Annotated in this window: 21 protein-coding genes and 1 pseudogene; 7 read left to right on the top strand and 15 right to left on the bottom strand. The window is 64.9% G+C overall.

The window, feature by feature from the left end:
- Positions 1-9: 9 nt before the first annotated feature.
- Together B4393_RS00780 and B4393_RS00785 are read left to right on the top strand one after the other, a co-directional pair.
- Positions 10-582 (top strand): DUF4389 domain-containing protein, encoded by a 573-nt coding sequence (locus tag B4393_RS00780; protein WP_078332958.1) that lies wholly within the window; start codon positions 10-12, stop codon positions 580-582.
- A complete protein-coding gene (locus tag B4393_RS00785) occupies positions 579-1,202 on the top strand; it encodes a class I SAM-dependent methyltransferase (protein ID WP_109558359.1) in 624 nt (207 codons plus the stop codon). Before B4393_RS00780 ends, B4393_RS00785 begins: the two co-directional genes overlap by 4 nt.
- Before the next feature lie 28 nt (positions 1,203-1,230).
- Here B4393_RS00785 and B4393_RS00790 read toward each other — a convergent pair whose 3' ends face one another.
- The 4 genes from B4393_RS00790 to B4393_RS00805 all read right to left on the bottom strand — a co-directional run bounded on the left by B4393_RS00790 (position 1,231) and on the right by B4393_RS00805 (position 5,756).
- Complete coding sequence (locus B4393_RS00790) at positions 1,231-3,630, bottom strand: FtsX-like permease family protein (protein ID WP_236743100.1); 2,400 nt, start codon at positions 3,628-3,630, stop codon at positions 1,231-1,233.
- 128 nt (positions 3,631-3,758) lie between these two features.
- Positions 3,759-4,457: an ABC transporter ATP-binding protein gene (locus B4393_RS00795; RefSeq protein ID WP_078332962.1), complete on the bottom strand. Its 699-nt coding sequence runs from the start codon at positions 4,455-4,457 to the stop codon at positions 3,759-3,761.
- Positions 4,458-4,625: 168 nt separating this feature from the next.
- Positions 4,626-4,883 carry a hypothetical protein gene (locus B4393_RS28340; protein ID WP_133052541.1) on the bottom strand — a complete coding sequence of 86 codons (258 nt, stop codon included), beginning with the start codon at positions 4,881-4,883 and terminating at the stop codon, positions 4,626-4,628.
- Between the two features lie 237 nt (positions 4,884-5,120).
- Positions 5,121-5,756: a DUF3060 domain-containing protein gene (locus B4393_RS00805; RefSeq protein ID WP_078332551.1), complete on the bottom strand. Its 636-nt coding sequence runs from the start codon at positions 5,754-5,756 to the stop codon at positions 5,121-5,123.
- A gap of 48 nt (positions 5,757-5,804) precedes the next feature.
- Here B4393_RS00805 and B4393_RS00810 point away from each other — a divergent pair, with 48 nt between their 5' ends.
- Positions 5,805-6,194 carry a VOC family protein gene (locus tag B4393_RS00810; RefSeq protein ID WP_078332552.1) on the top strand — a complete coding sequence of 130 codons (390 nt, stop codon included), beginning with the start codon at positions 5,805-5,807 and terminating at the stop codon, positions 6,192-6,194.
- A gap of 36 nt (positions 6,195-6,230) precedes the next feature.
- Positions 6,231-6,614 (top strand): hypothetical protein, encoded by a 384-nt coding sequence (locus B4393_RS00815; RefSeq protein ID WP_078332553.1) that lies wholly within the window; start codon positions 6,231-6,233, stop codon positions 6,612-6,614.
- Positions 6,615-6,645: 31 nt separating this feature from the next.
- On the opposite strand, the gene B4393_RS00820 is transcribed toward B4393_RS00815, so the two are convergent.
- The 4 genes and pseudogenes from B4393_RS00820 to B4393_RS27410 form a co-directional block, all read right to left on the bottom strand.
- On the bottom strand, positions 6,646-7,260 hold the full coding sequence (locus B4393_RS00820; RefSeq protein ID WP_109558358.1) for an LGFP repeat-containing protein: 615 nt from the start codon (positions 7,258-7,260) through the stop codon (positions 6,646-6,648).
- A gap of 103 nt (positions 7,261-7,363) precedes the next feature.
- Positions 7,364-7,840: a hypothetical protein gene (locus B4393_RS00830; protein ID WP_078332554.1), complete on the bottom strand. Its 477-nt coding sequence runs from the start codon at positions 7,838-7,840 to the stop codon at positions 7,364-7,366.
- A pseudogene (locus B4393_RS00835) lies at positions 7,833-8,419 on the bottom strand (hypothetical protein). Before B4393_RS00835 ends, B4393_RS00830 begins: the two are co-directional and overlap by 8 nt.
- 213 nt (positions 8,420-8,632) lie before the next feature.
- Entirely contained in the window at positions 8,633-9,076 is a 444-nt protein-coding gene (locus B4393_RS27410; protein WP_232783644.1) for a lipoprotein LpqV, read from the bottom strand.
- 180 nt (positions 9,077-9,256) lie between these two features.
- Here B4393_RS27410 and B4393_RS00850 point away from each other — a divergent pair, with 180 nt between their 5' ends.
- Positions 9,257-9,829, top strand: a complete 573-nt coding sequence (locus B4393_RS00850; RefSeq protein ID WP_078279041.1) for a cysteine dioxygenase — start codon at positions 9,257-9,259, stop codon at positions 9,827-9,829.
- Positions 9,826-10,194, top strand: coding sequence for a rhodanese-like domain-containing protein (locus B4393_RS00855; protein ID WP_070936249.1), 369 nt, complete (start codon positions 9,826-9,828; stop codon positions 10,192-10,194). Before B4393_RS00850 ends, B4393_RS00855 begins: the two co-directional genes overlap by 4 nt.
- Before the next feature lie 139 nt (positions 10,195-10,333).
- On the opposite strand, the gene B4393_RS00860 is transcribed toward B4393_RS00855, so the two are convergent.
- Genes B4393_RS00860 through B4393_RS00885 form a run of 6 tightly spaced genes read right to left on the bottom strand, consistent with a single transcriptional unit; the run spans position 10,334 to position 16,198 of the window.
- Complete coding sequence (locus B4393_RS00860; protein WP_078332555.1) at positions 10,334-10,837, bottom strand: MarR family winged helix-turn-helix transcriptional regulator; 504 nt, start codon at positions 10,835-10,837, stop codon at positions 10,334-10,336.
- A gap of 4 nt (positions 10,838-10,841) precedes the next feature.
- On the bottom strand, positions 10,842-11,615 hold the full coding sequence (locus tag B4393_RS00865) for an enoyl-CoA hydratase (protein WP_070936246.1): 774 nt from the start codon (positions 11,613-11,615) through the stop codon (positions 10,842-10,844).
- Positions 11,612-12,493, bottom strand: a complete 882-nt coding sequence (mmsB, locus tag B4393_RS00870; protein WP_078332967.1) for a 3-hydroxyisobutyrate dehydrogenase — start codon at positions 12,491-12,493, stop codon at positions 11,612-11,614. The genes B4393_RS00865 and mmsB overlap by 4 nt, the downstream gene beginning before the upstream one ends.
- Positions 12,490-13,524, bottom strand: coding sequence for an enoyl-CoA hydratase/isomerase family protein (locus tag B4393_RS00875; RefSeq protein ID WP_078332556.1), 1,035 nt, complete (start codon positions 13,522-13,524; stop codon positions 12,490-12,492). The genes mmsB and B4393_RS00875 overlap by 4 nt, the downstream gene beginning before the upstream one ends.
- Entirely contained in the window at positions 13,521-14,669 is a 1,149-nt protein-coding gene (locus B4393_RS00880; RefSeq protein WP_078332557.1) for an isobutyryl-CoA dehydrogenase, read from the bottom strand. The genes B4393_RS00875 and B4393_RS00880 overlap by 4 nt, the downstream gene beginning before the upstream one ends.
- Before the next feature lie 11 nt (positions 14,670-14,680).
- Positions 14,681-16,198 (bottom strand): CoA-acylating methylmalonate-semialdehyde dehydrogenase, encoded by a 1,518-nt coding sequence (locus B4393_RS00885; protein ID WP_078332558.1) that lies wholly within the window; start codon positions 16,196-16,198, stop codon positions 14,681-14,683.
- Between the two features lie 315 nt (positions 16,199-16,513).
- Between B4393_RS00885 and B4393_RS00890 the strand changes: the two genes are divergently transcribed.
- Positions 16,514-17,359: a Bax inhibitor-1/YccA family protein gene (locus B4393_RS00890; protein ID WP_070936236.1), complete on the top strand. Its 846-nt coding sequence runs from the start codon at positions 16,514-16,516 to the stop codon at positions 17,357-17,359.
- A gap of 60 nt (positions 17,360-17,419) precedes the next feature.
- Here B4393_RS00890 and purT read toward each other — a convergent pair whose 3' ends face one another.
- The gene (gene purT / locus B4393_RS00895) at positions 17,420-18,628 is read right to left on the bottom strand and encodes a formate-dependent phosphoribosylglycinamide formyltransferase (protein WP_070936234.1); all 1,209 of its coding nucleotides are present in this window, start codon (positions 18,626-18,628) and stop codon (positions 17,420-17,422) included.
- Between the last annotated feature and the right edge of the window lie 111 nt (positions 18,629-18,739).

Raw genomic sequence — 18,739 nt, forward strand, 5'->3', positions numbered from 1 at the left:
GCCGTCCGTGTGCGAGGCGCGATCGACGCGCCCTCGCGCTGGCTCTTTATCGTCAAATGGTGCGTGCTGGCGGTCCCCCACTACCCCATATTGATCGTCCTTTATGCGATGTATCCGGTGCTGACCGTCGTCGCCGGTATCGCAATCTTGTTCACCGGCCGATATCCGCGGACCATCTTCGACGTCAACGTCGGGGTACTGCGTTGGTCCTGGCGGGTGATGAACTACCGGTTTCCGATGAACAGCACAGATAGGTACCCACCTTTCACGCTTGCCGCGCGGCCCGACTATCCCGGCGAACTCGACGTCGACTATCCGGAACAACTCACCCAATGGGCAGTGCTGGTGAAGCTGCTGCTGGCACTGCCGCAGGTCATCATCTGCTGGGCCATGGAGCCCCTGCTGCAGGTTCTGGCCGTGATTTCCGCGGTGCGGTTGTTGGCCAGAGGCACGGTGTCGCAAGACATGTTCGACCTCCTCATGGGAATCGTGCGGTGGCGTTACCGGGTGGCCGTGTACGTCTCGTTGATGTCCGACGAATATCCGCCATTCCGCATGGAATTGGGTGGTGGCGGAACGTGAAGCACCGTAATCCGTTGTTCCCCTATGTATATCGGCTCGGCATGCCGATATTCGACCGGCTGTTCTACCACCGATACCGGCGCGAGGCGATGAGCCTTGCGACCGGCAGGCTGCTGATTGTGGGAGTTGGCCCGGGAACCGACCTCATGTTTGTGCCGCCCGCAGTGACATCGGTCGCGGCGGTCGAGCCGGAGGCGGCGATGCGTCGGATGGCCGGCGCCCTCGCCCGTCGCCGCGGCGTTGACGTCGACATCCTGGATGGGGTCGGGGAGTCGATACCGTTCCCGGACAACAGTTTCGACTCGGTGCATGTCGGGCTGGTGTTGTGCTCGGTGGACGATGTGGCCGCGACCCTCGGCGAGATCCGGCGGGTGCTCGTCCCGGGAGGCAGGTTGGTGGTCCTCGAGCATGTCCGCGGGGACGGCGTGATGGGGTGGTTCCAGGATCTGATCGCCACGCCATGGTCGTGGCTTGCCTCCGGGTGCGAGCCGAACCGCCGGACCGTCGAAGCGATTGCCGCCGCCGGATTCGATACCAGGGGACTGCGCAACGTCCGGCGGACCCTGGTGCCGCCGCCCTGCACACCTCACCTGCAAGGCGTCGCTACCGTAGTCGAGTAGTGCTATCCGACATGGCTATTCGATCTGGTTATTCGATGCTGACGGCCTCGATGATGTTCAGCCGTGCCGCGCGCCGTGCGGGTGGAACCGAGCCCAACAGGCTGATCGCCAGCGCCCCTGCGGTGAAGACCACCGCCATCGGGCTCGGACGGAAGGTGACGGTGAAGTTCATGACGGTGCCGCTGACGAGGCTGAACAGCCACTGATCGACCAGACCGACCAGCAGCCCCGAGACACCGCCCACGACGCCGATGGCCGCGGCCTCGGCAAGAACCATGCCCAAGGTGTACCGGCGGCTGGAACCCATCGCCCGCAGCACACCGATTTCTCGGCGTCGTTCGAGTACCGAAAGCGTCAACGTGTTCAGCAGCGCGACCGCGGCGACGAACACCACGATGATCCACACGGCGTTGGCGATCAGCATGCTCTGGTGCAGTGGGGCTTCCAAACCGGCCAACGCCGTAGGGCCGTCGTACACGTAGTTCGGTGCGGGCACCACAGCGCGAACGTCGGCCAGCAGCCGTCCCGGATCAGCGCCATCCACGGCGGTGACTTGCAGTGTCGTCGTGCCCGGGCGGTCAAACCATGCCCGCAGGTGATCCAGGCTCATCCCCACGGTGCCGATGACCGTCGAGAAATAGGGCACCAGAGCCAGCACGGGCGTGCGCTGCGGACCATGGGGTGTTTGCAACTGCAGCTCGTCGCCCACCTGGACGCCGAGAGTCTTGCCCAGGTTCTGCGAGAGCACCACGCCCCGGCCGGCGAGCACGTCATGACGTACCCGTGCGTCGAGCGCACGGAAAAGCGGATCGTGGGTGCCGGGGGAGAATCCATCGAGCATCACGCGGGTGCCGCCGACCACGGCGAATCCAGAGGCGCCTTCGGCGACGTTCGCGACGCCAGGGACCGCAGCCACCTTCTCGGTAAGACCTTGCGGCAGAGCATCGGTGGGGTAGCGGTCGGGGGAGCTTGCGCTCACCCAGACATCGACATCGGCGACGGGCGCGAAGATGTCGCGCGCGGATCGGATCATGTCGTTGTTCGTCCCGGTGATCACCACGGTGGTGACCACGGCGATGAGCACGGTCATCACGGTGGCCCACACCCGCCGCGGCGCGCGCTGTACGGTCGGTGCCGCCAGCGCCCCGGGTGAACCGAACATTCGTGCCACCGTGGCTGTCGCGCTGACGATGGGTCCGGCGAGCGCGAAGCCCAACGCGATCTCGGCGACGAACAGGGCGGCGATCGCGACGAAGGCGAGCACCCCTGGTTGGTAGAGCACCGTCAGGACCGACGCTGCCAACACGGCCACGGCCATAACTCCGCTGACGATACGTAACCAACGCGGCACGTTGTCGGCCACGGAAACCCCAACGGGTGCCAGCGCCTCGATCGGTGACACTTTGTACACCTGCCGGGCAGCCATCGCCGACGCGGCAACGCTGGTGAGTACCGTCGCGGCGACGGCCGCCGGGATCGCATAGTCGGGTAGCCAGTACTCGATGCGGGCTTCGAGGCCCTGGGTGACCGTCGGCGGCAAACGGCCAATTGCCTTTTGGCCCAGCAGTATTCCGAGGGACGAACCGATGGTGCCACCGATCAGCCCGAGGATCGCAGCCTCGGCGAGCATGTCGCGAACGATCGTCACGCGGCCGCCGCCGATTGCGCGCAGCATCGAGATGACCGGGCGGCGTTGGGCAATCGCCATGGTCATCGTCGTATAGATCAGGAACGCCCCAACCACCAACGCAACCGCCGCGCCCATCAGAGCCATGTAGTTCATGAGCTTGACACCGTCGCCTGCCCGCACCGCCCGCAGGCTCGGATCAGCGACGATCGCCCGTCCGTTCACGGCGGCTGTGACCCCATCCCGGACTGCGGCGAGATCGGCACCCGGTGCCGTGGTGACCAGAATCGAATCGAGCTGACCTTGCCGTCCGGTGATTTCCTGCGCCAACGGCAGTGGGGCAAGCACATAGTGCCCACCGTTGAGATCTGCGAGTTGCCTGCCCTGGAGCACCTCGGCGACGGTGACCGAACCTGAGCCGAGCCGGAATGTATCGCCCTTCGCATGCCCGACGGACGGTCCGATCTGGACACCGGCGGCCGTCCGCGATGGCGCGTCAACCTTGACTCCGACAGCATCTTTCAAGGCGCCTTCCAGCGCGGCGCTGCGGTCGTCGGCGCCGAACAGCAGAACCGGCTCCGTATCTGTGGGTGCGGACGTCCGGATCATCGGCGCGGCGGTCGCGACTCCGGGAATCTTGGTGACATCGGCCAATACCGCTTCGGGGAACCCCGCATCGGTGATACCCGATACCTCGAGTGCGGCGACTCCGGCGACTCCGTCCGCCAACCGGTTGACCGACCCGGTGATCGACCCGAAGATTCCGAATATCGCGACGAGATACATTGCAGAAACTGCCATTACGGCGGTCGAGGCGATGGTGCGTCGACGATGTACGGTCAATTCGCGCAGACTGAACACACGTAGCCTGCTCGCTGCGGCGGCGATGGTGGCTCCGGGGCCGTGCTGCTCCTCGCGTCCGCGGCCACTCACCCTGGCGCCACCGACATCTCGTCGGAACCGAGCCGGCCGTCCTGCAGTGTGATGACCCGATCGGTTGCCGCGGCGGCGTCGGCGTTGTGGGTCACCATCACCACCAGGCGGCCGGAGCCTTCTTCATGGGCGACCTCGGCGAGCAGAGCCAGAATGGCAGTACCCGTATGGGAATCCAGGTTCCCGGTGGGCTCGTCGGCAAGGATCAGCGGTGGGTCCATCATCATGGCTCGTGCCACCGCGACGCGTTGCATCTCGCCGCCGGACAGTTCGGCCGGGCGGTGTTCGGTCCGCTTACCGAGGCCGACCCGGTCCAGCAGCCGAACCGCGTCCGCCTTCACCTTGCCGAGGCGGACGCCGTCGAGCAGCTTCGGCACCGCCACGTTCTCCCACGCCGAGAGCGTGGGCAGCAGGTTGAAGAACTGAAAGACGAACCCGACCCGATGATGGCGGAACTCCGACTGTTGCTCGTCGCGGAGCCTGCCGATCTCTTCACCGTCGAAGGTGATCGATCCCGAGTCGGGGGAGTCCAACGCCCCGAGCAGATGCAGCAGTGTGCTTTTCCCCGCCCCTGATGGCCCGACAATCGAGACGAACTGGCCGCCGGACAGGCGCAGGCTGATCTCGTCGAGGGCGCGCACCGTCTGCCCGCCAACCCTGTACTCGCGCACTACATTGCGCAGTTCGATGGCCAGTTCGCGCTGGGGTGTATCGGCGTTGTCCAGTTGTCTCAAGGTGGCCTCCCGCGAGACCGAGTTACCCGGCGCGCGGAGGCGCGGTCGGGATATGCGGAGCCTACTCCGGGCTGCCTCGTCAAATGTGGGCTTGCGTGAGGTTTTCCGGTGAGCCCTACAACTCCGCCGCTAGGTCCCTGGGCAGTTCTCCGCGCGTATCTCAAGGGGTTTCTTATCGGTCCTGTCCTTGAGATTGGGGATCTTTCCGCTGATCACAACGGTTCTGTCGGTCTTCGTCACCGTCATGGGTTCTCCGCCAGTGGATGTGGTTTCCCAGAAATAGTCAGCGCCAACCCCTTTCACCTGCAGGGAGTTCACCGCCAATGAAGGGTGGATTCGGATATCCGCCATGACCTCACCCTCGCCCGTCCCCTCAACCTTGGACATGGCCAGGATGTTCTGCCCGTCCCCGATGCAGGTCGGACCGGCCTGAAGTGCCAGGGGCTTGCCATCGAAGATGACTCTGAGCGCTGGGGTATCGGATTGCCCCCGGCCGGATGCAGTGGACGGCGACCCTGTCTGCGTGACGGGGCTCCCGTGGGCACACGCTACGAGGCACAGCATGGCTGCACTGCCGATGGCAGCCGTCAGGTGCGGCCGGCGCATGTCTAACCGCACTGAGGCTCAGCCCTGTTCCACGGTGTTGTTGCCGCCCGACTGGGAGACCTCGGGCTCTCCGGAGTGATAGCTGACCTTGTTGTTGAAGCCCGAGACGCCGATCTTCTCCGCGGTCTCGACGCTCACCGCGTTTTCGACGCCAGAGACGGTGAGGGAATCGCAATTCCCTGCTATGTCAACGGTATTGGACACTCCGCTGACGTTGACCGAGCAGCCGTCACAGTTCACGGCGATGTTCTTGCGAGTGCCGGAGACGCTGAAGGTCGAACCCGCGGGCACGTAAGTCGGCCCCGGCGCTGCGGTAGACGACGGCGTCACTGCGGTCCGGGCCGGAGATTTCACGACGGTTGACCTGGCGGGCCCCGTGCTGGTCGGGGCCGAATCTGTGGGAACGCGATGGGGGAGCGTTGGTTTGGCGGCGTAGAAGATGAGCCCGGCCACTCCCGCGATGATTGCCGCGGAGAGGAAAGCGAACCGCCACAGGAGCTTGCGGGCGGAAGGCTCCGGGGTCTGCGCCGGGCCGTACACCGGCGGTGGATACGGGCTTTGGGACGGGACACCCAGTTCGGAATATCGTGCCCGCTCGCTCAGCGGACGTTCCAGCTCCCGGATTCTTGCCTCGGGATCATCATCGGACTCCACCTGCAGATGGTCCCACAGTGAGCCCCTCCGAGCGGTAGCGTTTCTCTTATGGGGTCCACCGAGATTGTCGCCGCTGAACCGCAATTGTTTGTCACCGATCTCGAACGCGCCCTCGCCTTCTACGTAGACAAGCTCGGCTTCCAGGTGACCTTCACCTACGGCGAACCGGCCTTCTACGGGCAGGTGCGGCGCGGCGGGGCGAGCTTGAATCTGCGCAAGGTGGCCGGCCCGGTGTTCGACGGTAATTTTCTTGCCACGGAACGCGATCCGCTTGCCGCCACGCTCACGACGTATAAGCTGGGCCCGCTGCACGACGAGTATCGGGCCGCGGGTGTGGACTTCCACCAGCCGCTGCAAGACGAGGAGTGGGGCAGCGTCACCTTCATCGTGAGGGATCCTGACGGCAATCTCATTCTGTTCTCCGGCGCCGAAGCCTAAAAGAATCTCTCGCTATCGAGGCGCCCCGGGGACACAATGGGCGACATGGAATTGCCAATCTCGTTCGACGGACTCGCAACCGACGGCGGTAGGTCGATCGTCTACGGCGAGCCCTATACGACCGCCGACGGCACTATGGTCATCACGGTCGCCAAGGTGCGAAGCCGCGGTCGCAGCCCAGAGGGTGAAGCTCTGGAGACACTTGCCAGACCGCTGGGTGTATTCGTCGTCAAAGACGGTGACGCTCAATGGCGCCCGGCCTTTAATGCTGACCGGGCCTCGACGTTGGGCATCCTCACCGGCATGCTCGCGGCGGTATTGGGGCTCGCGGCCGTCATCCGCCGACCGCCGTGGCCAGATCTCACCGCGCCGGGCTGGTCGCCCGCGGAGAATCCGCAGTGGTGGCGCGGCAGGCGCTGACTGCTCAGCGCCCGCCGCAGCCGAGTGATCCCTACTTTTGGGTGACGGTTTCCTTGAAGGTTCCGTCGCCCTGATTCAGCCAGGTGATGGTGCCCTTCTGGAATTCACCGATCCAGCCGCCCTTGGCGACATCGGGTCCGCCGGCCGTTTCCACCTCGTCGGCGGTGGGGAAGCCGAGTGTTCCTCCGGCGCCGCCGTGGGTCGTGTACACCTTCAGGATTTCGCCCTGAACCAGGTGCGCACCGGTGGCGGGTGAGCTGAAGATGGTGCCGTTGGTGAAGGCCTGCACCGTGCCGTCACCCACCTTTTCCGGTTGCCCGGTCGGCAGGCCAAGCTTCGCCTCGCCCCCGGCCTTGGTGTAGGCCTCGGCGATGGGCGGCTCCAGCGTCACGTCGCCGACGCCGGGCACGTTGACCGTTGACGGTGCCCCCGCCATGACGGAGGACACTGCGCTACTTGCCGACGAGGCCGCGCTCGACGCGGCGCTACCACCCGCGCTGATGGCCGATGATGCCGCGCTCGTCGCGCTCGACATCGACTCCTTTGCGGCGTCCTTGTCCTGCTGTGAACAGGCGACAGCTACCGCTGCGGAGATCGCAACGATGGAAACCGCGCCTGCTGCTCGTTTCATCAGATTGGTATCCATTAACCGAACGTAACAATGTAAACGCGGCAATTAGGTGAGTTTTTCGATGTTCACCTTTTGTCGGGAGAACGTCCATTGATTCGCCCGGCAATGAAAAGAACCGTTAGGAAGCCGGAGTCAGCTCGCAGACGTAGTCGCCGACATCGATATGCACGTTGGCAGCTTCCGGAACCGTCGGCGTGGGCACGACGTTGAGCGTGAACTGCTCACGACCGAATTCATCGCTGGTTCCGGGCCACTGTTCCTGCAGGATGTCGCTGATCAGGCCGGCGACTGCGGGCTCGGTAATGCGGTAAGTCTCGGCCTGGCAGAACTTCGAGTACACCTCGGTGACGCGGATGCGGGCCTTCTCGATGGGCAGTGTGCCCAGGTCCTCGCCGGTTTCCGGGTCGCGTACGGCGGTCCCGGTGGCGCCGATGACCGAGAAGATCATCCCGACCTCGACGCCGGCCTCATCACCCTTGTTCACCAGCACCGAGTAGCGGTCGACGATATCGGCCACCTTCCCGATGATCGGGTCTACCGGCTCAAGCTCCTGCTCACCAGCCGATTGCTCCGCTGGCTTCGTCTCTTCAGGCATTGCCCACGCCGACGGTGTAGTTGTTGGGGCGCGACGCGGTCTCGATCTTTTGCCGTTCGGGCTGCCCGGCAGTCTCGGCCGTCGAAAAATCGGTCTTGGCCTTGGCCACCGCGGTGCTCGAGACGTTCTCCGATTCGCGCAGGGCCTGGAAGGCGTGGCGCAAAGTCAGGCGGCTGATCGTCAGCGCCAGGTTCAGGGCGCTGGAGGCGGACTGCTTGTTGCCTTCGTTGAGATCGTTGGAGGCGGTCGCAAGGTGCTTGTCCACGTCCATCATGCCCTGCAATGTCACCATCGTCGCGTACGCCGACTGCCCGACATTGCGGTCAAGCTTGTTGCTCTGCTGAATGCGGTGATACAGGTCGGCAATCAAGATTCCGGAGACCAGCGCCAGGAGCGGCGTGACGATGCCCTGGACGAATCGGGTGAGTTCGGGGTCGGTCGCCGTGAAGCCGACAACCGCCGCGACGATGGTTGCGACAACTGCCGCGCCGACGATCGTCCAATGAACCAGTGTGGGCTTCGGAGGAAGCTGATCTGAATTTGCCAACGTCGTTACCGTCCGTTCGGTAGTGGACACATTCACTGCGTCCGTGACCCCATGAGCACTGACCGCAGCATGTTAACACCGCGCCGGGGTTCGTCCAAGGTCAGGTTACGCGCGGCACTCTATGTTTGCTGGATGTGGAGAATATGCCGGTTTGCCCGAATTGAATTGAATGGCAATGGATTTCTCGAGATTGCCGGTTATCGCGCCCGGTCTAGGGTGTTCGCGACTGCGCGCTGAGCAGCGGCTTATCCGCATTGCTGCTCGGCGGCGGCATTTGTCGCCACGATCACCGCGGCCTGCCGGTCGGCCGTCAGGTCATGCCAGGACTTGTGGAAGGTACCCGGGCCGACGTTTCCGGTGCTCTGAATGGATTGCAGGTAGCCCTCCACGAGCTGGACGGGGCCGTCCTGCTTGCCGATCATCCAGTCGGCCGCCGCACGGCACGCCTGGTAGTACTCCTCCTCCAAGGAGCTGGGTGCGGCGTTCACGGACGTCGTGACGCCCGCCGGGGACACCCCCGAGCCGGCAGCCGGCGGCTGGGCGGCAGGAGCCCCGACCGAGGTGCTGGTGGTGGAGGTGATGGAGGGGCTCGGAGCCGCCTTGTCGTCGGATTTCGACGTGCACGCCGCCCCGATCAAGGGGACGCAGAAGGCCATCAGGGTCGCGGCGATGCGAGTTGGAGCAGTCACCACTCCAAACTAGCAAGTGCCTACCAGCGACAACATTTACTCACTCAGAGCTTTTGCTCCGAGGGCAAAACCGCAGGAAAACGCCGGTACGATATGAGCTGTGATGGGACGCAGGGGTTTTCAGGGGTGTTGTTGCGGCTAGCCGTGACCACCCCTGCCCCTGCTATCGATTGAGCCTTCATGACCACTGCATCTGTTCTGGATCTGCGCCGCCCTTCTTCCGCCGGATCCCTGCCCACCCGACTGCGATTGCCGGATCTGCTCCGCATCACCGATGAGGGTGCCGACGACGCCCTGCACGGCCGCTTCGACCATCTGCTGCCTGCCGGCGGCCTTCCCCTCGACGAGCGTTGGGCCACCCGCATTCACGCCGACGACGAGCTCGATGTCTGGTTGATCAGCTGGGTGCCCGACAAATCCACCGAACTGCACGACCATTCCGGATCACTCGGCGCACTCACCGTGCTCAGCGGATCGTTGCACGAATATCGCTGGGATGGAAGAAAATTGGTGCGCCGTCGGCTGGATGCGGGCGATCAGGCGGGATTTCCGCTCGGCTGGGTGCACGACGTGATGCGCGCCCCCTTGAAATCCAGCGGAGCACCGCTTCCTGCCGAAATCGGGCCCACGCTGAGCGTGCACGCCTACTCGCCGCCGCTGACCGCGATGTCGTACTACGAAGTGACCCAGGCCAACACGTTGCGACGCAGCCGCACCATCCTGACCGATGAGCCCGAAGGCCCGGCGGCATGACGATTCACGATCTGCTCGCCACGGCCCGCGGTCGCCTGCGCCGCCTACCGGCCGATGAGGTGCCGACCGCATTGGGGCGCGGTGCATTCCTGGTTGACATCCGTCCCGCCGCGCAACGTGCCGAGGAGGGCGAGGTCGTGAACGCCCTCGTCATCGAGCGCAACGTGCTGGAATGGCGTCTGGACCCGGAAAGTGACGCCCGGATTCCGCAGGCGGGTAATCACGATGTGGAATGGGTGATCCTGTGCCAGGAGGGCTACACCTCCAGCCTGGCCGCCGCCTCGCTGCAGGAGATCGGCCTCTACCGCGCTACCGATGTCATCGGCGGATACAAGGCCCTCAAGGACAAGGGCATCCTGATCTAGTCGCGTGCGATGTCATTGGGGTCCGCGGCGCGGTGGACGTGTGGGCCCTGCCCACCTCTATGCGACAAAGATCTGTCTGATCTGGTTCATTCGGCGGTTGTCGCGTAGAGGCGGGCACCAAGCGTGTGGTCCGGGACGGTCAGCTCTGGCCGAAGTCACCGGCGTCGCGCCGCAGATGCGTCAGCACCGAGACCAGGGTCCGGGTCCGCGACGGCGACAGCCCGATCTGTGCGAATACCTTGGCGTTCAGATCGGCGGTCGCCACCGAACCGAGATCGCGGCCCGCAGCAGTGATCTCGACCAGCGTGCCGCGACCGTCGGCGGGATTGGGCACGCGGCGCACCAACCCCGCCTCCTCGAGTCGATCCACCGTGTTGGTCACAGAGGTGGGGTGAACCTGAAGGCGTGCACTGGCTTTGGCCATGGGCATGGAGCCGGCCCGGCTGAAGGACAGCAGCATCAGCAGCTCATACCGCGAGAAGGTCAGACCATGCGGGCGCAGTACGTCCTCGACCCGCGCCAGCATGATCTGGTGTGCCCGCATCACCGACGTCACGGCGGCCATCCCGTCGGCGACCTCACCCCAGCCGTTTTCCACCCAATGGCGATGGGCGTCGTCGACGGGATCGAACGGCAGGGTCATGCGCTTAGCGGTGAATGAAGTTGGCGGGACGCTTCTCGACGAACGCGGCCATGCCCTCGGACTGATCGGCGGTGCCGAATGCCGAGTGGAAAATCCTGCGCTCGAACAGCAATCCCTCGGCCAGGCTGGACTCGAAGGCCCGGTTCACGGCTTCCTTGGCCATCATCGAGGCCGACAACGACATCTCCGAGATGGTCGTGGCGACGGCCTTGGCCTCGTCGAGCAGGCTCTCGGTGGGCACCACCCGTGAGACCAGGCCACTGCGCTCGGCCTCGGCGGCGTCGATGTTCCGGCCGGTGAGGATCAGGTCCATGGCCTTCGCCTTGCCGATGGCACGGGTGAGACGCTGCGAGCCACCCATCCCGGGCAGCACGCCCAGCTTGATCTCGGGCTGTCCGAACTTGGCGTTCTCGGCGGCGATGATCAGATCGCACATCATGGCCAGCTCGCAGCCCCCACCGAGGGCGTAGCCGCTCACCGCGGCGATCGTCGGCGTGCGCACCGCGCCCAACTTGGCCCAGGCGGCGAAGAAGTCGGAGCCGAACATATCGCTGAACGACTGCTCGCTCATCTCCTTGATATCCGCACCCGCCGCGAACGCCTTCTCACTGCCGGTGATGATGATCGCGCCGATGCCGTGATCCGCGTCGAATTCGGCTGCGGCGGCGGTCACCTCGTTCATCACCTGCGAGTTCAGCGCGTTGAGCGCCTTGGGCCGGTTCAATGTGATGACCGCGACGCGATCGATGCGTTCGGTGAGGATGGTTTCGAAAGTCATGACGCTCCTTGGATTCGCGAGAAGATCGCCGAGAAGTCTAGGCCGGAGCCTCCGGTGGAATTGAAGTCGTCGTAGATGTGCGCGGCGGCCAATCCCAACTGCGCATCAACTCCGTTGGCGCGTACCGCATTGGCGGCCAGACCCAGGTCTTTGGCCATCAAGGCGACGGCGAAGCCCGGGGTGTAGTCGCGATTGGCGGGGCTGGTGGGTACAGGCCCTGGCACCGGACAGTTCGACGTGAGCGCCCAACATTGGCCTGAGGCGTTGGCCGCGACATCGAACAGCGCCTGATGAGAGAGCCCGAGCTTCTCGCCGAGCACGAATGCCTCGCTGATCGCGATCATCGATACGCCGAGGATCATGTTGTTGCAGATCTTCGCGGCCTGGCCGACACCGGGGCCGCCGCAGTGCACCACGCGCTTGCCCATGACCTCCAGAATCGGTTCGGCGGCCGCGAATACGGCGTCCTCGGCACCAACCATGAAGGTCAGGGTCGCCGCGGTGGCGCCAGGTACGCCACCGGATACCGGCGCGTCGGCGAAGCGGTGGCCCGCCGCGGTGGCCGCCTCATGTGCGGCGCGGGCATCGGCCACGTCCACGGTGGAGGAGTCGATGAACAGGGTGCCGGGACGCGCCGCGGGCAGCAGATTCTCATACGCCGTGAGCACATGCGCGCCCTTGGGCAGCATGGTGATCACCACGTCAGCGGTGGCTGCGGCTGCCGCCCCCGACTCGGCCAACGGCACACCGGCCTCGGTGGCGGCATCGCGCGCCTGCTCGGACAGGTCGAAGGCAGCCACGGTGTGCCCGGCCTTGGCGAGGTTGACCGCCATCGGTAATCCCATGTGGCCCAAGCCGATAAATGCGATTGTGCTCACGCCGACCACTCCAGATCATCGCTGACCGGCTGGAAGAAGGCCTCGACATCGGCCTGGGTCACCGCGGCGAGCGTCTTCGGATCCCACTGCGGGTTGCGGTCCTTGTCGACCAGCTGAGCCCTGATGCCCTCAACAAGATCATGCGACCGCACCGATTGGCTGGACACCCGATATTCCTGGGTGAGAACTGCTTCCAACGACGGCAACTCGCGTGCCCGTCGCACCGCTGCCAGCGTCACCGACAGGGCGATGGGGGAGCGGGTCAGGATTTGGTCGGCTGCCGCACGTGCTCGCTCATCCCCGTGGGACTGCAGCGCCGCCACGATATCGGCGACGGATTCGCCCGCATAGCATTCATCGATCCAACTACGCTGAGCCAGAAGGTCGCTCGACGGTGCACTGGCGCCGTGCACCGCAAGCGCGGTGGCGATATCGCTGTCGATGATGGCCTTGGTGAACTTGTCGAGCCGGTCATGCGGCACGTAGTGGTCGGCGAATCCCAGCGCGATGGCGTCGGCACCGGAGAACGGAGCGCCGGTGAGTCCGGCGTGCACGCCGAGCTGGCCGGGCGCGCGTGAGAGCAGGTAGGTACCGCCGACGTCGGGGATGAATCCGATACCCACCTCGGGCATGCCGACCTTGGAGGTCTCGGTGACGATCCGGATGTTCGCGTGCCCGGCGACTCCGACACCGCCGCCCATCACGATGCCATCCATCAGTGCCACATATGGTTTCGTGAACCGGCCCACCTGGGCGTTGAGCTGATACTCCTCGCGGAAGAACCGGCGGGCGACCACGCCGTCGATCTTGGCGCTGTTATGGATCTCGACCACGTCGCCGCCGGCGCACAGACCACGCTCGCCCGCACCCGACAACACCACGGCCCGGATGTCATCATCGGCCTCCCACTCGGACAGCACCGAGGACATGGCGGTCACCATGTCGTTGGTGAGCGAGTTGATGGCCTTGGGGCGGTTCAGCGTCAGCAGGCCGACGCCCTTCTCGACCCGTGTCTCGATCTGATCCGTCACGCCGGGAGCCCCTGTTCTATCAGCTTGCGGGACACGATGACTCGCATGATCTCGTTGGTTCCTTCCAGGATTTGGTGCACCCGTAGGTCTCGTACGATCTTCTCGATGCCGTACTCGGCCAGGTAGCCGTAGCCGCCATGCAGCTGCAACGCCTCGTTGGCCACGGTGAAACCTACGTCAGTGGCGATGCGTTTGGCCATGGCACACAACTCGGCGGCGCGCGGATCACCCTCGGTGACCGCGGAGGCCGCACGCCAGACCATGGTGCGGGCGGCCTCCAGCTCGGTGGCCATATCCGCGAGCCGGAATTGCAGCGCCTGGAACTTGATCAGCTCCTCACCGAAGGCCTTGCGGGTGCGCAGGTACTCGATGACCTTTTCCAACGCAGAGCGCGCCCCGCCCAGCGAGCATGACGCGATGTTGAGCCGGCCACCGTTGAGGCCGCGCATCGCGATGGTGAACCCGATGCCTTCCTCACCGATGCGGTTGGCCACCGGAACCCGGACGTCGTCGAAGATGACCTGCGCGGTGGGCTGGGCATGCCAGCCCATCTTGCGTTCGGGCGGGCCGAAGGATAGGCCGGGGGTGTCCTTGGGAACCACGATGGTAGAGATGCCCCGTGGCCCGGGGCCCCCCGTGCGTGCCATCACGACGTACAGGTCCGCGGCTCCGGCGCCGGAGATGAACTGTTTGACACCGTTGAGCACGTATTCGTCACCATCACGAGCCGCGTTGGTGCGCAACGCCGCGGCGTCACTGCCGCATTCAGGCTCGGTGAGGCAGTAGGCGCCGATGGTCTCCATGGTGCACATCGAGGGCAGCCAGCGTTGACGCTGTTCCTCGTCGCCGAATTCGTCGATCATCCAGGCCGCCATGTTGTGGATGGAGATGAACGCCGAGACGGCGGAGCATCCGGTGGCCATGGCCTCGAAGATCAACGAGGCGTCCAGACGGGTGAGTCCGGAACCGCCGACATCGGGGTTGATGTAGATGCCGCCCATGCCCAGGGCCGCGGCCTTGGGAAACACTTCGACCGGGAAGTACTTGTCGCGGTCCCAGTCCAGGGCATGGGGCGCGATGTGGATATCGGCGAACTCTCTTGCCGTATTCCAGATTTCGCGCTGTTCGTCGGTGAGATTGAACATGGATTGTGCGCTCAGTCCATGGTCGGAATGACGAAGGAGGCGCCTTCCTTGGTGCCCGAGGGCCAGCGTTGGGTCACCGTCTTGGTCTTGGTGTAGAACCGGATGGAGTCGGGTCCGTGCTGGTTGAGGTCGCCGAATCCGGATCGCTTCCAGCCGCCAAAGGTGTGGTACGCCACCGGAACTGGGATCGGTACGTTCACGCCGACCATTCCGGTATTGACCTTGGCGCAGAAGTCGCGCGCGGTGTCGCCGTCACGAGTGAAGATGGCGACACCGTTTCCGAACTCGTGCTCGGACGGTAGCCGCACCGCCTCGTCGTAGTCCTTGGCCCGCACCACCGACACCACCGGCCCGAAGATCTCTTCCTGGTAGATGCGCATCTCGGGCGTCACGTGGTCGAAAAGCGATGCGCCGATGAAGAATCCATCCTCGTGGCCGTCGACCGTGAGATCGCGCCCGTCCAGAACCAGTTCGGCGCCCTCGGCGATACCGATGTCGATGTAGTCACGCACCCGCTTGAGGGCGTCGGCCCCCACCAGCGGGCCGAAATCGGAACCGGCGTCCAGCGATGGCCCGACCACCAGCTCGCGGGCGCGTTTGGCCAGTCCGTCGACGAGCCGTTCCGCGGTGGCATCGCCGACGGGCACCGCAACGGAGATGGCCATACAGCGCTCACCGGCCGAGCCGTATCCCGCACCGATCAGCGCATCGATGGCCTGGTCGATGTCGGCGTCCGGCATGATGATCATGTGGTTCTTGGCGCCGCCAAAGCACTGGGCGCGTTTACCGTTGGCGGTGGCGGTCTCGTAGATGTATTGCGCGATCGGGGTGGAGCCGACGAATCCGACCGCGGCGATGCGCGGATCGTTCAGCAGCGCGTCTACGGCGGTCTTGTCCCCGTTGACAACGTTGAAGACGCCGGGCGGCAGACCTGCTTCGAGGAACAGCTCGGCGAGGCGTAGCGGCACCGACGGGTCGCGCTCGGATGGCTTGAGGACGAAGGCATTTCCACATGCCAGTGCGGGGCCCGCTTTCCAGAGCGGGATCATGGCCGGGAAGTTGAACGGGGTGATGCCCGCGACCACGCCGAGGGGCTGACGGATGGAGTACACGTCGATGCCCGTGCCGGCACCACTGGTGTACTCGCCCTTGATGAGATGGGGGATGCCGGTGGCGAATTCGCAGACCTCGAGTCCGCGTTCGATATCGCCCTTGGCATCGGCGATGGTCTTGCCGTGTTCCTGGGACAGCATCGCGGCCAGGTCGTCGATCTCGGCGCGAACCAGGTCGACGAACCTGGCGAGCACACGGGCGCGTTGCTGAGGGTTGCGGGCGGCCCAGCCGGGCTGAGCCTGCGCGGCGTTCGCGATGACCGCCTCGACTTCGGAAACGTCTGCCAACGGTACCTGCCGCACCGGCTTACCCAGTGTTGGGTCGAACACGTCGGCGAAGCGGCCGGAGGTGCCGGGAACGCGCTTACCGGCGACGAAATGCGTCAGTTTGGGCAGCGAATCAGGTAACGAACTCATGGTGTAGCCCCTTGGGAAACGGTGGGAGATCAGGGAGGTCGGTACTCCCGAATCTAGTTGGACATCCATGTAATGTCTAGTAGGACTTCCAGCTAAAAATCTTACTGTTCACAGGGATCTCACAGGGATTTGCCACAGCAGCGGGCAGCGGGCGGTACTGTGAGGCCACGACGTGGCCGGACAGTTCGGGAACCCTTGGCGTAAGCGTGGAACTCTTGCACTTGCCTGCTCGTTAAACGTCCAGTTGACTTTGATTGACGTCATCTGCGGAGGCCGCACATCGCGGTACCGCACTTCCAGGAGAGGATCACGACGGTGCGAACCACCAGCAATCCCATTCTTCGGTCGTTGCCCGGAAAAGAGGGTGGCGGCTATGCGCAGTTCGGGGCGGGTGCAGCAGGCGCCGGTGCCATGGCGGCCCAGCAGATGCGCCAGGACCCGTACACCGCGTACCCGGAGGCACAGTCCGGGGTGTCCCGGCCGTTGACCATCGATGATGTGGTGACCAAGACCGGCATCACCCTCGGTGTCATCGTCGCCGTCGCCATCGCATCCTTCTTCATGGTCAGCACCAACCCGGCGCTGGCAATGCCGTTCCTGCTCGTGGGTGGGCTCGGCGGCTTGGTCATGGTGATGATCGCGAGCTTCGGGCGTAAGCAGGACAGCCCGGCGATCGTGCTGAGCTACGCGGCGCTTGAGGGCCTGTTCGTCGGTGCGATCTCGTTTGCGCTGACCTTCCAGGTGGCCGGGGCCAACGCCGGCGCCCTGATCGGGCAGGCGGTGCTGGGCACCGTGGGTGTGTTCATCGGCATGCTCTTCGTGTACCGCTCAGGTGCCATCCGCGTCACGCCCAAGTTCCAGCGGATGCTGCTCGCCGGCCTGGTCGGCGTCATGGTGCTGGCGCTCGGAAACATTGTCCTCGGATTCTTCGGTATCGACATGGGTCTGCGCAGCGGTGGTCCGATCGCGATCATCTTCTCGCTCGTCTGCATCGGTCTGGCCGCGTTCAGCTTCCTGATCGACTTCGACGCCGCGGACCAGATGGTGCGCGCCGGTGCCCCCGAGAAGGCCGCCTGGGGCATCGCCCTCGGCCTGGCCGTCACCCTGGTCTGGCTCTACGTCGAGATTCTGCGACTGCTGAGCTACTTCCAGAACGACTAGCGCTTCGCAGTAAAAAAAGGGGCGCCCCGCCAAGGGGCGCCCCTTTTTTCGTCGAAAGGCTCAGCCGGAAACGCGGACCCGGCCGGCGGCCTCGGCGGCATTGCGGCGTGCGGTGTCCACACTCTCGTCGCGTGCCAGCGCCACACCCATCCGGCGGGTGACGAAACTTTCCGGCTTGCCGAACAACCGCACGTCGGTACGCGGGACCCGGAGAGCGTCCTCGACGCCGTCGAACACCACGCCCTGCGCGTCGACCCCGCCGTAGATCACGGCGCTGGCCCCGGGGGACTTCATGGTCGTGTCGACGGGAAGCCCCAGGATGGCGCGGGCATGTAGCTCGAACTCGTTCTGCCACTGCGTGATCATGGTGACCATGCCCGTGTCGTGTGGGCGTGGGCTGACTTCGCTGAAGTACACCTGATCGCCCTTGACGAACAGTTCGACACCGAAAATTCCCTGACCGCCCAGGTTTTCGGTGACGGATCGCGCGATGTGCTGAGCACTCCGGAGGGCCTCGTCCGACATCGGATGTGGCTGCCAGCTCTCGACGTAGTCACCGTTGGCCTGCCGGTGCCCGATGGGCGCGCAAAAGCTCGTCTCGATCTCACCGTCCGCCCCCAGCGCCCGCACCGTCAAAAGCGTGATCTCGTAGTCGAAGTCGACGAATCCCTCCACGATGACCCGGTTGTTGGTTACCCGGCTGCCCGCCATCGCGTACTCCCAGGCGTTCTCGACATCGGCGGGTCCGTCGAGCTTGCTCTGTCCCTTGCCGGAGCTGCTCATCAGCGGCTTCACCACGCAGGGATATCCGATGCCCCCGGATTCCGAGTCGATCGCGGCCCGCAACTCGTCCAGCGAGCTGCAGAATTGGTAAGGGCTGGTAGGCAATTCGAGTGTCTCGGCCGCCAGTCGGCGGATACCTTCGCGATCCATCGTGAGCCGCGCCGCGCGAGCGGTGGGGATCACGCGCACCACACCCTCGGCCTCCAGGGCCTCCAAGGTGGCCGTGGCGATCGCCTCGATCTCGGGAACCACCAGATCGGGCTTCTCGGCCTCGATGAGGGCGCGCAGCTGCTCGGGGTCGGTCATCGAGATGACGTGTGCGTGGTGGGCGACTTGGTGTCCAGGGGCGTCCTGGTAGCGGTCGACGGCGATGGTTTCGACACCCAGGCGTTGCAGGGCGATCAGTACCTCGCGGCCGAGTTCGCCCGCGCCGAGCAGCATGACGCGGGTGGCACGCGGTGACAGGGGAGTTCCGATAGTGGTCATCGCCACGGAATTCTAGTGAGCGGGCGCCTGCCGCATGGCTGGCAGGCGCCACAAACGCCGACACGCCGTGTCGTGGCGGGAACGTACGAGACGAACCCGCCGCAACACGGC

It is taken from the genome of Mycobacteroides franklinii (genome assembly GCF_002013895.1).
Lineage (GTDB): Bacteria > Actinomycetota > Actinomycetes > Mycobacteriales > Mycobacteriaceae > Mycobacterium > Mycobacterium franklinii.

Excerpts from the sequence above, each read along its gene's own strand:
- B4393_RS00790 (WP_236743100.1), bottom strand. The coding sequence starts at position 3,630 with ATGGCAGTTTCTGCAATGTATCTCGTCGCGATATTCGGAATCTTCGGG.
- B4393_RS28340 (WP_133052541.1), bottom strand. The coding sequence starts at position 4,883 with ATGTCCAAGGTTGAGGGGACGGGCGAGGGTGAGGTCATGGCGGATATC.
- B4393_RS00810 (WP_078332552.1), top strand. The coding sequence starts at position 5,805 with ATGGGGTCCACCGAGATTGTCGCCGCTGAACCGCAATTGTTTGTCACC.
- B4393_RS00815 (WP_078332553.1), top strand. The coding sequence starts at position 6,231 with ATGGGCGACATGGAATTGCCAATCTCGTTCGACGGACTCGCAACCGAC.
- B4393_RS00820 (WP_109558358.1), bottom strand. The coding sequence starts at position 7,260 with ATGGATACCAATCTGATGAAACGAGCAGCAGGCGCGGTTTCCATCGTT.
- B4393_RS00830 (WP_078332554.1), bottom strand. The coding sequence starts at position 7,840 with ATGCCTGAAGAGACGAAGCCAGCGGAGCAATCGGCTGGTGAGCAGGAG.
- B4393_RS00850 (WP_078279041.1), top strand. The coding sequence starts at position 9,257 with ATGACCACTGCATCTGTTCTGGATCTGCGCCGCCCTTCTTCCGCCGGA.
- B4393_RS00855 (WP_070936249.1), top strand. The coding sequence starts at position 9,826 with ATGACGATTCACGATCTGCTCGCCACGGCCCGCGGTCGCCTGCGCCGC.
- B4393_RS00860 (WP_078332555.1), bottom strand. The coding sequence starts at position 10,837 with ATGACCCTGCCGTTCGATCCCGTCGACGACGCCCATCGCCATTGGGTG.
- B4393_RS00865 (WP_070936246.1), bottom strand. The coding sequence starts at position 11,615 with ATGACTTTCGAAACCATCCTCACCGAACGCATCGATCGCGTCGCGGTC.
- B4393_RS00880 (WP_078332557.1), bottom strand. The coding sequence starts at position 14,669 with ATGTTCAATCTCACCGACGAACAGCGCGAAATCTGGAATACGGCAAGA.
- B4393_RS00885 (WP_078332558.1), bottom strand. The coding sequence starts at position 16,198 with ATGAGTTCGTTACCTGATTCGCTGCCCAAACTGACGCATTTCGTCGCC.
- purT (WP_070936234.1), bottom strand. The coding sequence starts at position 18,628 with ATGACCACTATCGGAACTCCCCTGTCACCGCGTGCCACCCGCGTCATG.